The following is a 13,819-nucleotide window of genomic DNA, read 5'->3' as shown; positions in this document are numbered from 1 at the left end:
GGCAATGCAGCGAATGGTGCAGTGCGAAAGTTTTGCCGCTCAGCTTGGCTATATGAATGCGTTGAAAACGCGAGGCCAGGCCTTAATCCCAGACAAAAGCCAGCTTGCGGAGCGCACGGTGCTCAAACACTTCTACACCCTCTGCGATATCTCGTCCGCCAGCACCCGAATAAAATGCGAGAGCCGGTTCATTGTCCTCGAGCGCCCAGACGACAAGCCCTTTAAGGCCATGGGCTTCCAGCATATCGCGCGCTGCCTGGAAGAGCCGGCGACCAAGCCCGACACCCTGATATTCAGGCCGGAGGTAGAGCTCGTAGATCTCGCCTTCCTGACTGAGTTCTCGAGCACGGTTCCGCCCGAGCGTTGCATAGCCAGCAATCTCGCCACCTATCTCGATCACCAGAACGGTAGCGGAGCGGCGTATCGCGTTGGCCCACCAGCGCGGCCCGCGACGGCCAATCATCCGTCCAAGAGCCTGATAGGGGATAATGCCGGTGTATGCGCCGCGCCACGCGCTGTCATGGACCTCGGCGATAGCCTCGGCGTCGTACGGCTCTGCTCGTCTGATATCGATCGTCAGCGTGTTCATGGTTTCTTAACCATAGCTGCGTCGGGTCGACATGCGCAAGCATTAGAGCACGCATCTTTGCAGTCACACACAAATCGCCGAAAAGCTCTCAGATTTCGGTCAAACGGTCCGCGATTTCATTGGAATTACGTCGTCCGGCGGGAAAATGCCGAGAAAGCACCTCGCCTGTATATGCTACCGTTTCCACGAAACCATCAGCCAGGGTCCCGCGCCGCGCGTGCTCCAGCATCAGCGCAACGCCCTCGTTCCAGACTGTCTGCTCAACGCGGGCATCGATCTCGGAATCGGCCACGATTTCCACATAGCGTTCCGCCAACGAAACGAAAATGAGAACACCGGTCCGACCTTCGGTAACGTGAATGTTGTGGGCAAGGAACTGGTTTTGCGCGTTTGCGTGCGCGCGTCTGTATTTCAGCGCTTTTGGCACCAGCGCCACACGCAGTCCCTCGAACGCTGTCACCAATCCTGCAGCGGCGCCGAAAGCAGCAAGCTGAGCCACCGCAAAAATCATCGTATCGATGGATATCCACCAGTAGCTGAGCGCAAAGGCGAGGAACGGCCCCAAAATGAGGATGGCAAGCGCCACAATCAGGCAGGCAGGATAGAGATAGGCATCACTCGAACGCGCGAGCACGCAATATATCTCACCCGATGTCTTCTTCTCGGCTTCGCTGATTGCCCGGGCGATGCGCGCATGTTCGGCCTCGGAAAGCCGTTTGATGTGTCGTGTCATTTCTACCAGCTCCCCGATGCACCGCCGCCGCCCGATGAGCCACCACCGCCGGAAAAGCCCCCACCGCCACCGCCGGAAGACCAGCCACCCGATGACCGTCCACCGGATGAACCGCCACGCGACTTGGTGTAATCCACCGTCATGCCGAGCCATTTGTAACGTCCAGGACCGATCTTGCGGCCGAAAATCGGCGGCAGGAACGCCATCGCGATACCACCAAAAAAGAACGTGGCCCAGACGAGGAAGAACAGTATGACCGGCCAGCCAGACCCCTTGTCACTCTGTTGGCTGCGCTTCGCGCGCGCTTCCAGTTCGGCTGCATTGCCTTCCAGAACCATGATGATGTCATCGACCGCACCACTGATGCCTGTCGAAAAATCGCCGGCACGAAAGGCAGGCACCATGGTGTTTTCGATAATGAGTTTTGAATGCAGGTCTGTGAGCGTTCCCTCAAGACCGTAACCCACCTCTATGCGCATCTTGCGATCATCAAGCGCAACGAGGAGCAGGACGCCATTGTCTTCGCCTGCCTGCCCCAGTCCCCAGGCGCGAAACAGCCGGTTGGCAAACGGTTCCAGCGCCTCTCCATCCAGACTACGAATCGTGGCAACCACGATCTGATCTGAAGATCTGGCCTCGAAAGCTTCAAGCCTCGAATTGAGGGCCGCTTCGCTGGCTGCATCAATGATCCCTGCATTGTCGACCACCCGTCCGGTGAGACGAGGCAATTCGGCAGCAGCGACTGCGGATGCCGCCGCAATCCAGATAAATCCCGCAACCAACGCAAGCCAGATACTGCGGTGACCAAACGTGGTCAGAGCCCGCGAAACAGCCTCCCCCATGGATCAGTCTCCGTCAGCCGCCGCTGCTTGTGCCGAAATTCACAGACGGCACATCCATCTTCTCTTCTGAGATTGTGAAGGTCTCATAAGGTTCATTGCCGGTGAACCAGAACATGGCCCAAAGCATGGAGGGCAGCGTTTTCAAGGAGGTGTTGTAGAGCCGGACCGCCTCGATATAGTCACGCCGCGCCACGGCGATACGGTTTTCCGTACCCTCGAGTTGTGCCTGCAGAGCAAGAAAGTTCTGGCTCGATTTCAGATCCGGATAATTTTCAACCACGGCAAGAAGGCGGGACAGCGCGCCGGAGAGACCGGCCTGGCTTTCCTGAAATGCCTTGAAGGCCTCTGGGTCGGTCAGCATATCCGGCGAAATCTGAACCTGGGTCGCTTTCGCGCGGGCTTCGACAACGCCTTCAAGCACCTCGCGCTCCTGAGCGGCATAACCCTTCACGGTCTCGACGAGATTGGGGATCAGGTCGGCGCGACGTTGATACTGGTTCAGCACTTCGCTCCAGGCGGCTTTCGCCTGCTCTTCGCGAGTCGGGATCGTATTAAAGCCGCAAGCCGACAACAGCGGCAGCATCAGGCAAAGCGCCAGTAGGGAAAAAAGGCCGCGTACGGGCATGGCGGCGAGCGGCTTGGCAATCGGCATGAAGGGACACCTCCGGAAAATTGGCTCTCTCGACATTAGAACATGGTCCACTGATAGGAAACCAATTCCGAACAATGGATGCATGATGTACGGTCAGGCTTGAACAACGGCAACGGGTTTTTCGTACAGTGTCAACACAGAAGCGCAAGGAACAGGCCGAAGCGGAATCGCGGCGGATCCTCGACCGGGTCAGCCGTGAGAGCGAAGGCAGCTCCATGATGACCCGCGCGCGCGATCACATTTCGGCCAGGGACGCGGAGCAGAACGATCCGATTGAACTATGGGGAACACGGATCGGCAGAGCCATCGCGGTGACCACCCTGACCGCCCTCATCCTTTGGATTCTCCTTTACGTTTTCGGCATCATCGGCGGGTGAATGACAACATGACCAGAGAAGAAAACCGGCGCGGAACCCGCGCTGTCATTGTCATATCCAGCCATGTGGCCCGAGGCAGTGTTGGAAACCGCGCCGCCGTTTTCACGTTGGAGGCGCTCGGTTTTCCGGTATGGGCAGTGCCTACGGTAATCCTTCCGTGGCACCCGGGCCATGGCCCTGCCACGCGCATTGTGCCCGAACCCGACCAGTTCGCGCGTTTCGTAAGCGACCTTCAACATGCGCCATGGCTGGGCGAAGTCTCAGCGGTTCTCTCCGGCTATCTGGGCGACCCCGAACAGGCAAATGCGATAGCCGGCCTGGTGGAAACCCTGAAAAGCCGCAATCCAGAAGCGCGCTATGTCTGTGATCCGGTGCTTGGAGATCGAGGCGGCCTGTATGTGCCTGAGCCGACGGCTGCGGCCATCCGCGACAAGCTGCTGCCTCTGGCCGATATCACAACGCCAAATCGATATGAGCTGGCTTGGCTCACGGGCGTCGATACTGACGGCACCGATTCTGCGATCCGTGCCGCGCGAAAGGCAGCCCCTGCCGAGGTGCTGGTAACCTCCGCCCCTGCAAGCAGCCCCGACCGCCTGGCAAATCTGCTGGTGGGCAGAAGGGAAGTGCTGCGCGCGGCTCACGACAGCATTCCCAAAGCTCCGAACGGAACCGGCGATCTCACCGCGGCGCTCTATCTTGCCCGGCTGCTTGCCGGCGAGTCGGAGGAGGAAGCGCTCGCCAAGACCACCGGTTCCGTGGTCGCAATCCTCAACAGGGCGACCGAACGTGGGTCGGATGAGCTGATGCTGGAAACCGACCGGCAGATTCTGACGCGGCCGCAAATGATGATCGAGATCGAGCGTGTCGCTGGCTCCGTTTCCGCTCAAGGTTGAAGCCACCAAAGTTTCCGGGGGCAGGTTGAACAGACTGCACACTGATGAGGCTTTCAGGAACAATGCACAGCGGTGTTGCAGGTGGATCAAACCGGATTGCACGCCACGCATTTTCTCGCTATTCGAAAGCTCATGACGCACCTTCCTGAACGCCTTATCTCCGGCTACCGCAATTTCATGGCGGGCCGATACAGCTCCGAGAGTGAGCGCTACCGCAAACTGGCCAACGAAGGCCAGTCACCGCAAACCATGGTTATCGCATGCTGCGATTCACGCGCGGCACCGGAAACCATCTTCGACTGCGGCCCGGGTGAGCTTTTCGTCGTGCGCAATGTGGCCAATCTTGTGCCGCCTTACGAGCCTGACGATCACCATCACGGCACCTCAGCCGCGCTCGAGTTTGCTGTGCAAAGCCTGAAGGTGAAGCATATTGTCGTGATGGGGCATGGCCGCTGCGGCGGTATCGGAGCCGCACTCAATCCCTCGGCAGAGCCACTTTCTCCGGGCGATTTCATCGGAAAATGGATGGGGCTCGTCGCACCGGCAGCCGAAGCTGTGGCCGGCAACGAGCTGATGACCCAGTCTGAGCGTCAGACCGCACTTGAGCGCATTTCAATCCGCTATCAGCTTCAGAACCTGCGCAGCTTCCCCTGCGTGAAGATACTGGAAGACAAGGGAAAGCTCTCCCTTCACGGCGCCTGGTTCGATATTTCAAGCGGCGAGTTGTGGGTGATGAATCCCCAGACCGGCGATTTTGAGCGGCCGCAGCTTGATTGACGGCTCTTGTTAGACCGGACCCGGCGGGCTTGGCCGTAGCGCCGTTGCCAATGCCGGTTCCGGCAGCCTGTTCCAGATCAGCCACGAAATAATTGCCACGCTTCCGAGCGTCGGGATGATCAGCACCATGGCCAGCACCGGATCGCCAATCAGGGCGGCGATGCTGCCTCCGGCGAGCCCGGTGCCCATCTGCAAAAATCCCGTGAGCGAAGAAGCTGAACCCGCAATGCGCGGAAAAGGCGCGAGCCCGGCCGTCATCATCGCGGGCATCACAAATGCGATGCCGAATGCATAGATTCCAACGGGGCCCATCACCCCGATAAAGCTCGGTTCGAACTGGGTCAGGGTGATGATAAGAAGCAGGCTGCCTGCCCCGATGGCTGCAAGACCGATGGGCACGAGCTTGTAAGCTCCTAGCGACCTCATCAGAAAACGCGCCACGAGCGCGCCGGTGAAATACATGCCTGACTGCGCCAGCATGCCGATACCGAACTCGGCAGGAGTGAGACCAACCCGGCTCATCAGAATAAAAGGCAGCACCGTGGCCTGGGTATAGAGAGCGCCAACCGCGCCTGCGATGACCATACTTGAAAGCATGAAATAGGCGTTGCCAAGCAAAAGACCGTAGGAATGGATCAAGGCTTTCGGACTGATCCGCGACAGATCACGTTCGACCGTTTCCCGCATGCAGAAATGGATCACGAGAGAAATCACAACGCCTGCTACAAGCATCAGCCCAAAGATCGCATGCCACCCCGCAAGCTGCATGGTCAGCCCGCCGAGGGTGGGCGCGAAGGCCGGCCCTATCGCAAGGATGATGCCGATCAGGTTCATGATGCGAGCAGAGCTCTCATGGGTGAAGAGATCGCGTACGACCGCGCGCGATACCGCGACGCCGACGGCCGCGCCAAAACCCTGCAAGAATCGGGCGGCGATAAGCATCTCTATGTTGGGTGACATCAGTGCGGCAAAGCTTGCCACCACGTAAATGCCGATAAAGCCGAAGGTGACTGGTTTGCGCCCCAGCCCGTCCGAAAGCGGGCCGCAAAAGAGTTGCGCCAATGCAAAGCCGGCAAAGTAAAGCGATATGGTCATCTTGACCGCGGCTTCCGTTGTGCCGAACGCTTCGACGATCTGAGGCATGGCAGGCGTAAAAAGCGCCATTGAGACCGGTCCGAGCGCCACGAGCATCGCCCCGATGATGCTGACACGCCGCTCGCTCATCAGTGGCGATGCGACAACCTCACTCGATGTTTCGGCACGCAGGTTCATAAACCTGCCTCCGCGGGCTTTTCAGAAGCCATCGCCAGGTTGGCGCGAACGAGCTTTAACTGCTCAAGCAGGCTCTCCCACTCGGACTGGCTGAGCGATCCTGCCGCCTTCTTTCGCATTTCCGCAGCCATCGCACCAATCGCTTCCAGCACGCTATCGGCTGCGTCGGTGAGTTCGACCAGTTTGGCGCGTCGGTCCCTCGGGTCATTCAAACGCCGAACAAGCGCACGCGCTTCCAGCCGGTCGAGATAACCGCTCAGCGTCATGGCCTCAACACCCATGCGCTCCGCCAGAACATTCTGCCGGACGGCCCCCGCGCGCGCCGCATGGACCAGCGTTCTCGCTTCACCAGGTGTTACACCGAGACCAGCCTCCGCTATGGCACGGTCCATCGTGCTGCGGAACAAACGATGGATATCTGCGACCAGAAAGCCGAAGGAATCAGGATTGACGGAATGCGTCACAACAGGACCCTTATTATAAGGCAAGCTTAATATAAGCATTACATATAGTCATGATGAATGACCGTCAACGCCCACCATTGCACCCCTGGCGCGCAACGCTTACATCGCTAAGAGTTTTCTCTCCCAACCTCCCGGAACCGCCATGCAGAAATCCGCGCCCATTGACCTTGCAACCCACCCACTGACGAACTGGACGGGCCCGCATGGCCTCCCGGATTTCACCGCTTTTGACGACGCAGCTTTTGCCCCCGTGTTCGAGGCAGCGTTGACCGCGCACGAAACGGAAATTGCCAGGATTGCCGGCAACACCAAGGCGCCCGACATAGAGAACACGCTGACCGCATTGGAGCTTGCAGGAGATGCTCTGTCGAAGGTTTCCGCCATATTCTGGTGCCGTGCCGGGGCGCACACGAATGAGACCATCCAGGAACTGGAGCGTGAGATTTCGCCGCGCATGGCTCGGCACGTTTCTGCAATCTTCATGAACGAGATGCTCTTCTCCCGCATCGACCGGCTCTATCAGGATCGAGCGAGGCTGGGTCTCGATGCCGAAACAAGCCGCGTTCTCGAAAAGACCTGGAAGCGCTTCGTGCGTGGCGGCGCACAGCTCGACCAGACCGACAAGGAGCGCCTTGCGGCGATCAACGAGGAGCTCGCTGGCCTTGGTGCGCAATTTGGGCAAAACGTGCTCGCCGACGAAAGCGGCTGGGCGTTGTTTCTCGAGGAGAGTGATCTTGGGGGGATCTCCGATGCGGTGAAGAGCGCCATGTCAGAAGCTGCAGAGGCCCGTGGCAAAAAAGGCCTGTATGCGGCCACGCTGTCGCGCTCCATTGTCGAACCGTTTCTCGCCTCATCGGAACGGCGTGACCTACGCGAAAAGGTGTTCAAAGCCTTTGCCAAGCGAGGCGAGAATGGCGGGAAAACAGACAATACGGATGTGATCGCCAAAACCTTGAAGCTGCGCGCCAAGAAAGCGAAGTTGCTTGGATATGCATCCTACGCAGCGTTGAAACTCGATGATACCATGGCCAAGACCCCTGATGCCGTGCAGGATCTGTTGCAGCCTGTCTGGCAGAAAGCGCGCGAGAAGGCCGCAGAAGACGAGAAAGAACTGGCCCGCCTTGCCGCACAGGAAGGGCAAAACCACGCCATTGCCCCCTGGGACTGGCGCTATTACGCCGAAAAGCGGCGCGCAGAGCGGTTTGCATTCGATGAGAGCGCACTCAAACCCTATCTCGCTCTGGAGAATGTCATCGCTGCCGCATTTGACGTGGCACACCGGCTGTTCGGCCTTACCTTCGAAGAGCTGAAAGGGGTGCCTGCATGGCACGAGGATGTGTGCACATTCGCCGTGTGCAACGCTGATGGCACAAGGCGTGGTCTTTTCCTGGCCGATTATTTCAACCGGCCTTCCAAGCGCTCCGGCGCGTGGATGAGCGCTCTCCAATCCGGCTATCGCCTGGGTGAGGGAAAATCGCCGATCATCTACAATGTGATGAATTTCGCGAAGCCGCCAAAGGGCCAGACAGCCCTGCTGTCCGTGGACGAGGCGCGCACCCTGTTCCATGAATTCGGCCATGCGCTGCACGGCCTCCTGAGTGATGTGACCTGGCCGTCAATTTCCGGCACTTCCGTCTCCCGCGACTTCGTCGAGCTGCCCTCGCAGCTCTTCGAGCACTGGTTTACCGTGCCTGACGTGCTGCAGAAATTTGCAAAGCACCATGTGACCGGCGCTCCCATGCCTCAGGAATTGGTGGAGAAAATGCGCGCCGCCCGCACGTTCGATGCCGGCTTTGCCACAGTGGAGTTCACCGCATCAGCGCTGGTCGATATGGCCTTTCACAGCCAGGCTGAAGCGCCGGACGACCCACTGCGCTTTGAAGCGGAAACGCTGGAAAAGCTCGGGATGCCAGATGCCATCGTCATGCGCCACCGCACCCCGCATTTCCTGCATGTATTTGCCGGCGATGGATATTCAGCCGGCTACTACTCCTACATGTGGTCGGAAGTTCTCGATGCCGATGCCTTCCGCGCTTTCGAGGAGAAAGGCGATCCCTTCGATCCAGAAACGGCACAGAAGCTGCGTCAGCACATCTATTCTGCGGGCGGTTCAGCGGATCCTGAAGACCTCTACAAAGCCTTCCGCGGCCGCATGCCCACCCCGGAAGCGATGATGGAGAAGAAGGGGCTTGCCTGAAAGAGCTTTTGACAGTCACGGATGTGTCATGTGAGCGATAACTCACTGCAACATTGAACCACCAGATTGCCTCCCGAGAATCAACCAGATTGAGGGAGACTGTCATGAAGTCCTTTGCAGTGAGTACCCGCCGTAAATTCCTCCTTGGAACCGGCGCAACCGCACTCGCCACCGCCGTGGGCGGGGTTTCCATGCCCGCCATCTCGCGGGCCTCTTCGCGCCCGATGTTCACCCATGGTGTTCAGTCCGGCGATGTCGACACGACGAGCGGCATGATCTGGACGCGGGCCGACCGACCGGCTCGGATCGAGTTCGAGGTTTCCTCCACGGAGAGCTTCTCGAACGCCACCCGACTGCCCACTATGGATGCGCTGCCGGAGAGCGACTTCGCGGTGAAGCGGCTTCTGACGGATCTCACGCCGGACCAGGAGATCTTCTATCGCATGCGCGCTGCCGATCTCAGCGACAGCAACGCCACTTCCGAGTGGATCCTCGGCCGCTTTCGCACGGCGCCCTCGGCCCGGCGCAACATCCGCTTCGCCTGGTCGGGTGACACGGCCGGACAGGGCTGGGGCATCGACGAAGCCGGCATGAAAACCTATGCCACCATGGAGAAGCACCGGCCAGATTTCTTCCTCCATTCCGGTGACACCATCTATGCCGATGGCCCGATGGAGGACGAGGTCACGCTGAAAGACAGCAGCGTCTGGAAAAACACGGTTCTCATCGACGAGAAGCGCAAGGTGGCAGAAACGCTGGACGAGTTCCGTGGCCAGTGGAAGTACAACATGATGGATGATCATGTGCGCGCGCTGAACGCCGTCTGCCCAACCTTCTTCCAATGGGACGACCATGAAGTGGTCAACAACTGGTCGGCCTCCAAGGATCTTTCCGAAGACGATCGCTACACCGAAAAATCCGTGCCCCTGCTGCAGGCCCGCGCGGCCCGTGCGTTCCATGAAATGACGCCGATCCGCTATACCCCCGCAGAGCCGGGCCGGGTCTACCGCAAGATCGCCTACGGGCCGATGCTCGACGTCTTCTTCCTCGACATGCGCTCCTACCGCGCCGCCAACTCCGACAGCCTGCAGGAAACTGCGAGCGAGGAAACCCGCTTCCTCGGAGACGAGCAGATCCGCTGGCTGAAGCGCGAGCTTGCCAACTCCCGCGCCACATGGAAGGTCATTGCCGCCGACATGCCGATCGGCCTGGTGGTACCGGATGGCGACAAGATCGAGGCCATCGCCAATGGCGACAATTCCGCCCCGAAAGGCCGTGAATTCGAGATCGCCGATCTCCTGCGCTACATCAAGAATGCCGGCATCGAAAACACTGTCTGGTTCACCGCCGATGTGCACTACACGGCCGCCCATTACTATAATCCCGACAAAGCAGCCTTCCAGGACTTCAAGCCTTTCTGGGAATTCGTTTCCGGCCCGCTTCACGCCGGCACGTTCGGCCCCAACAAGCTTGACGGCACGTTCGGCCCGGAACTCAAATATGTGAAGGCCCCAAGCGAGGAACAGGGGGCAAATCTGCCTCCCTCCGCCGGCTTCCAGTTCTTCGGTCTCGTCGACATCGACGCGAGCACAGAACAGATGACGGTACGCCTCATGGATCGCGACGACAACGAGCTCTACAAGGTGACGCTCGACCCCGTGCGCTCTGCCTGAACGGGTTTGACGAACCATCAACCGGGGTCTCTGGCCCCGGTTTTTTCTTGCGCGTCTTTAAAAGAATAAGCCAACTGTTGGCTCAAACCACCAATTTGTTAGAACGACATGCCCAAATGGTCGCAGTTGGGAAAATTGAATCTTCTTCCCATCGGCACTATCTAGCTTGCATCGCAAGCACTCACGGAGAGCACGATGGACCATACGCAGGCGCCTCAGCAAGCCGATTCGGCGGTGAGAACTGCTTCCGCACGGCCGGATGTGACCGTCTTCTTCGACAAGCGCACCTTTTCCGCCCAATATATCGTTGCCGACCCGGCAACCGGAAAATGCGCTATTATCGACCCGGTTCTCGATTTCGACGAAAAATCCGGCAACACCTCCACGGAGCACGCGGACAAGCTTCTGGCATTTATTCATGAGAAAGGCCTGGAGCTTGAGTGGATTCTGGACACGCATCCCCATGCCGACCATTTCTCTGCCGCAGGCTATCTCAAGGAGAAGACGGGTAAACCCACGGCCATTGGCGAGAAGGTTATCGAGGTCCAGAAGCTCTGGAAGACGATCTACAACTGGCCCGACTTCAAGGCAGACGGCTCGCAATGGGACAGGCTGTTTGCCGATGGCGAGACTTTTTCCATTGGGACGCTGCCAGCAAAGGTGATGTTCTCGCCCGGTCACACCCTGGCTTCGATTACCTATGTGATCGGCGATGCAGCGTTCGTTCACGACACGCTGTTCATGCCCGATTCTGGGACCGCCCGCTGCGATTTTCCCGGCGGCAGCGCCGAACGGCTCTGGAAGTCCATTCAGGAAATTCTCAGCCTGCCTGACGAGACCCGCATCTTCGTCGGACACGACTATCAGCCCGATGGGCGCGAGCCGCGTTTTGAAAGCACCGTTGCCGAGCAACGGGCCACCAACAGCCATATTTCCAAGTGCAAGACGGAAGCAGAATTCGTCGCGATGCGTGAGGCGCGCGATAAAACCCTGCCCATGCCCAAGCTCATCCTCCATGCCTTGCAGGTAAACATGAATGCAGGGCAACTGCCGGCGCCGGAAGCCAATGGCAAGCGCTATCTGAAGTTTCCTCTAAACGCGCTGGAAGGCGCAAGCTGGGGCTAAACACGGCCGGCTCTCGCCCGGCATTGGCACTGCGCACTTTCGCAATTGCGAAAAAACCTGTATGAGCGCGGCAACGCAACTGGCCGCGCCATGCCTTTCGCGCGCCTACCGACCCCAAAGAGCACATATGAAACTGCGCAATATTGCGATCATCGCCCACGTTGACCATGGGAAAACGACACTCGTCGACGAGCTTATGAAGCAGTCCGGCGCCTTCCGCGACAACCAGCGCGTCGCCGAGCGGGCCATGGACTCCAACGACCTCGAAAAAGAACGCGGCATCACCATTCTTGCCAAGGCCACTTCGGTGGAGTGGAAGGACACCCGCATCAACATCGTCGACACGCCCGGCCACGCCGATTTCGGCGGCGAGGTGGAGCGCATCCTCTCCATGGTGGATGGCGCCGTGCTTCTGGTGGACGCGGCCGAAGGCCCGATGCCCCAGACCAAGTTCGTTGTCGGCAAGGCGCTCAAGGTCGGCCTGAAGCCGATCGTCGCCATCAACAAGATCGACCGTCCGGACGCCCGTGCCGACGAGGTGATCAACGAGGTGTTCGACCTCTTCGCCGCGCTCGACGCCACTGACGAGCAGCTCGACTTTCCGATCCTCTACGGTTCGGGCCGCGACGGCTGGATGAACTACGAGCCCGAAGGTCCCAAGGATCAGGGTCTCGCCCCGCTGTTCGACCTCGTGCTCAAGCATGTGCCCGAGCCCACCACCGAGCCCGGCCCTTTCCGCATGATCGGCACCATTCTGGAAGCCAACCCCTTCCTCGGCCGCATCATTACCGGCCGTATCGCGGCCGGATCCATCAAGCCGAACCAGGCCGTGAAGGTGCTGCATCACGACGGCACGCTTCTGGAAAACGGACGCATCTCCAAGATCCTCGCCTTCCGCGGGCTCGAGCGCCAGCCCATCGAGGAGGCCCATGCAGGCGACATCGTCGCCATTGCAGGTCTCTCCAAGGGCACCGTCGCCGACACGTTCTGCGACCCGTCGGTCACCCAGCCGATGGAAGCTCAGCCGATCGACCCGCCGACCGTGACCATGAGCTTCATCGTCAACGACTCGCCGCTGGCCGGCACCGAGGGCGACAAGGTGACGAGCCGCGTGATCCGCGACCGCCTCCTGAAGGAAGCCGAGGGCAATGTGGCACTGAAGATCGAGGAAGCCGACGACAAGGATTCCTTCTACGTCTCCGGCCGTGGCGAACTTCAGCTCGCCGTTCTCATCGAAACCATGCGCCGCGAAGGCTTCGAGCTCGCCGTCTCGCGCCCCCGCGTGGTGATGCAGAAAGACGAAAACGGCCAGCTTCTCGAGCCCATCGAGGAAGTGGTCATCGACGTGGACGAGGAGCATTCCGGCGTCGTCGTGCAGAAGATGTCGGAGCGCAAGGCCGAGATGATCGAGCTGCGCCCCTCTGGCGGCGACCGCCAGCGCCTCGTCTTTCACGCGCCCACGCGCGGCCTGATCGGCTATCAGTCGGAGCTTTTGACCGACACGCGCGGCACGGCCATCATGAACCGGCTGTTCCACGATTATCAGCCCTACAAGGGCGAGATCGGCGGCCGCGTGAACGGCGTCCTGATCTCCAATGATGACGGCGAGGCAGCGGCCTACGCCCTGTTCAACCTGGAAGATCGCGGCCCGATGGTGATCGATGCCGGCGTGAAAGTCTATCAGGGCATGATCATCGGCATTCACTCCCGCGACAACGATCTGGAAGTGAACGTGCTGAAGGGGAAGAAGCTCACCAACATCCGCGCCGCTGGCAAGGATGAAGCGGTGAAACTGACCCCGCCGATCCGCATGACGCTGGAGCGCGCGCTTTCCTGGATCCAGGAAGACGAGCTGGTGGAAGTGACGCCGAAGTCGATCCGCCTGCGCAAACTCTATCTCGACCCGCACGAGCGGAAACGCTTCGAGAAAAGCCGCGCCGGCGCGGCTTGAGGTTGACTGGCACATGAGCCCGCACTTGCCTTGCGGGCCCTAAACCAGCGAGAATGCGGCGTCATCATCCTCTTTTTAAGTTGTGATACTGTGCGTCTTGAGAGCAACATCGACGTTGTTGCCCAGCACCCTCGCCCTTCGACAAGCTCAGGATGAGGGTTACTGGGACGTGGCAGTGGCTCGAAAGGTTTATCGTCCGCGAGGATCAACCGCCCACCGCTCTGTCACCTCGACATTTCAATGGTGAGCTTACTGGCCGTCTTCAGTAGCCCTC

General features: G+C 59.5%; 13 protein-coding genes. 7 read left to right on the top strand and 6 right to left on the bottom strand.

The features are described from left to right. Nucleotides 1-82: 82 nt before the first annotated feature. The 4 genes from H7H48_RS13270 to H7H48_RS13255 form a co-directional block, all read right to left on the bottom strand. Nucleotides 83-589 (bottom strand): GNAT family N-acetyltransferase, encoded by a 507-nt coding sequence (locus tag H7H48_RS13270; protein ID WP_229449538.1) that lies wholly within the window; start codon nucleotides 587-589, stop codon nucleotides 83-85. Between the two features lie 88 nt (nucleotides 590-677). Further along, on the bottom strand, nucleotides 678-1,322 hold the full coding sequence (locus tag H7H48_RS13265) for a TPM domain-containing protein (RefSeq protein ID WP_229449537.1): 645 nt from the start codon (nucleotides 1,320-1,322) through the stop codon (nucleotides 678-680). 2 nt (nucleotides 1,323-1,324) lie between these two features. After that, nucleotides 1,325-2,164, bottom strand: a complete 840-nt coding sequence (locus tag H7H48_RS13260) for a YgcG family protein (RefSeq protein ID WP_229449536.1) — start codon at nucleotides 2,162-2,164, stop codon at nucleotides 1,325-1,327. Between the two features lie 13 nt (nucleotides 2,165-2,177). Beyond that, the gene (locus tag H7H48_RS13255; RefSeq protein ID WP_229449535.1) at nucleotides 2,178-2,816 is read right to left on the bottom strand and encodes a LemA family protein; all 639 of its coding nucleotides are present in this window, start codon (nucleotides 2,814-2,816) and stop codon (nucleotides 2,178-2,180) included. Nucleotides 2,817-2,944: 128 nt separating this feature from the next. On the opposite strand from H7H48_RS13255, the gene H7H48_RS13250 reads away from it, so the two are divergent. From H7H48_RS13250 to H7H48_RS13240, 3 genes are all read left to right on the top strand, one after another. Continuing rightward, on the top strand, nucleotides 2,945-3,193 hold the full coding sequence (locus tag H7H48_RS13250) for a hypothetical protein (protein WP_229449534.1): 249 nt from the start codon (nucleotides 2,945-2,947) through the stop codon (nucleotides 3,191-3,193). An 8-nt stretch (nucleotides 3,194-3,201) separates the two neighbouring features. Next, nucleotides 3,202-4,086, top strand: a complete 885-nt coding sequence (gene pdxY, locus H7H48_RS13245; RefSeq protein WP_229449533.1) for a pyridoxal kinase PdxY — start codon at nucleotides 3,202-3,204, stop codon at nucleotides 4,084-4,086. A gap of 132 nt (nucleotides 4,087-4,218) precedes the next feature. Next, nucleotides 4,219-4,863 (top strand): carbonic anhydrase, encoded by a 645-nt coding sequence (locus tag H7H48_RS13240; RefSeq protein WP_229449532.1) that lies wholly within the window; start codon nucleotides 4,219-4,221, stop codon nucleotides 4,861-4,863. A 9-nt stretch (nucleotides 4,864-4,872) separates the two neighbouring features. Here the strand turns inward: H7H48_RS13240 and H7H48_RS13235 are convergent, their stop codons facing one another. Both H7H48_RS13235 and H7H48_RS13230 read right to left on the bottom strand, forming a co-directional pair. Then, the gene (locus tag H7H48_RS13235) at nucleotides 4,873-6,135 is read right to left on the bottom strand and encodes a multidrug effflux MFS transporter (RefSeq protein WP_229449531.1); all 1,263 of its coding nucleotides are present in this window, start codon (nucleotides 6,133-6,135) and stop codon (nucleotides 4,873-4,875) included. After that, nucleotides 6,132-6,599: a MarR family winged helix-turn-helix transcriptional regulator gene (locus H7H48_RS13230; protein ID WP_229449530.1), complete on the bottom strand. Its 468-nt coding sequence runs from the start codon at nucleotides 6,597-6,599 to the stop codon at nucleotides 6,132-6,134. The genes H7H48_RS13235 and H7H48_RS13230 overlap by 4 nt, the downstream gene beginning before the upstream one ends. A gap of 142 nt (nucleotides 6,600-6,741) precedes the next feature. Between H7H48_RS13230 and H7H48_RS13225 the strand changes: the two genes are divergently transcribed. The 4 genes from H7H48_RS13225 (at nucleotide 6,742) to typA (ending at nucleotide 13,545) form a co-directional block, all read left to right on the top strand. Further along, nucleotides 6,742-8,796, top strand: a complete 2,055-nt coding sequence (locus H7H48_RS13225) for a M3 family metallopeptidase (RefSeq protein ID WP_229449529.1) — start codon at nucleotides 6,742-6,744, stop codon at nucleotides 8,794-8,796. Between the two features lie 104 nt (nucleotides 8,797-8,900). After that, entirely contained in the window at nucleotides 8,901-10,469 is a 1,569-nt protein-coding gene (locus tag H7H48_RS13220) for an alkaline phosphatase (RefSeq protein WP_229449528.1), read from the top strand. A gap of 195 nt (nucleotides 10,470-10,664) precedes the next feature. After that, nucleotides 10,665-11,594, top strand: a complete 930-nt coding sequence (locus H7H48_RS13215) for an MBL fold metallo-hydrolase (RefSeq protein WP_229449527.1) — start codon at nucleotides 10,665-10,667, stop codon at nucleotides 11,592-11,594. 127 nt (nucleotides 11,595-11,721) lie between these two features. Further along, on the top strand, nucleotides 11,722-13,545 hold the full coding sequence (gene typA, locus H7H48_RS13210; RefSeq protein ID WP_229449526.1) for a translational GTPase TypA: 1,824 nt from the start codon (nucleotides 11,722-11,724) through the stop codon (nucleotides 13,543-13,545). Nucleotides 13,546-13,819 lie beyond the last annotated feature (274 nt).

This window comes from Nitratireductor sp. B36 (assembly GCF_020833685.1).
GTDB lineage: Bacteria > Pseudomonadota > Alphaproteobacteria > Rhizobiales > Rhizobiaceae > Nitratireductor.
The sequence above is the reverse complement of the archived record's forward strand: the minus strand, read 5'-3'. Positions and strand labels throughout refer to the sequence as shown.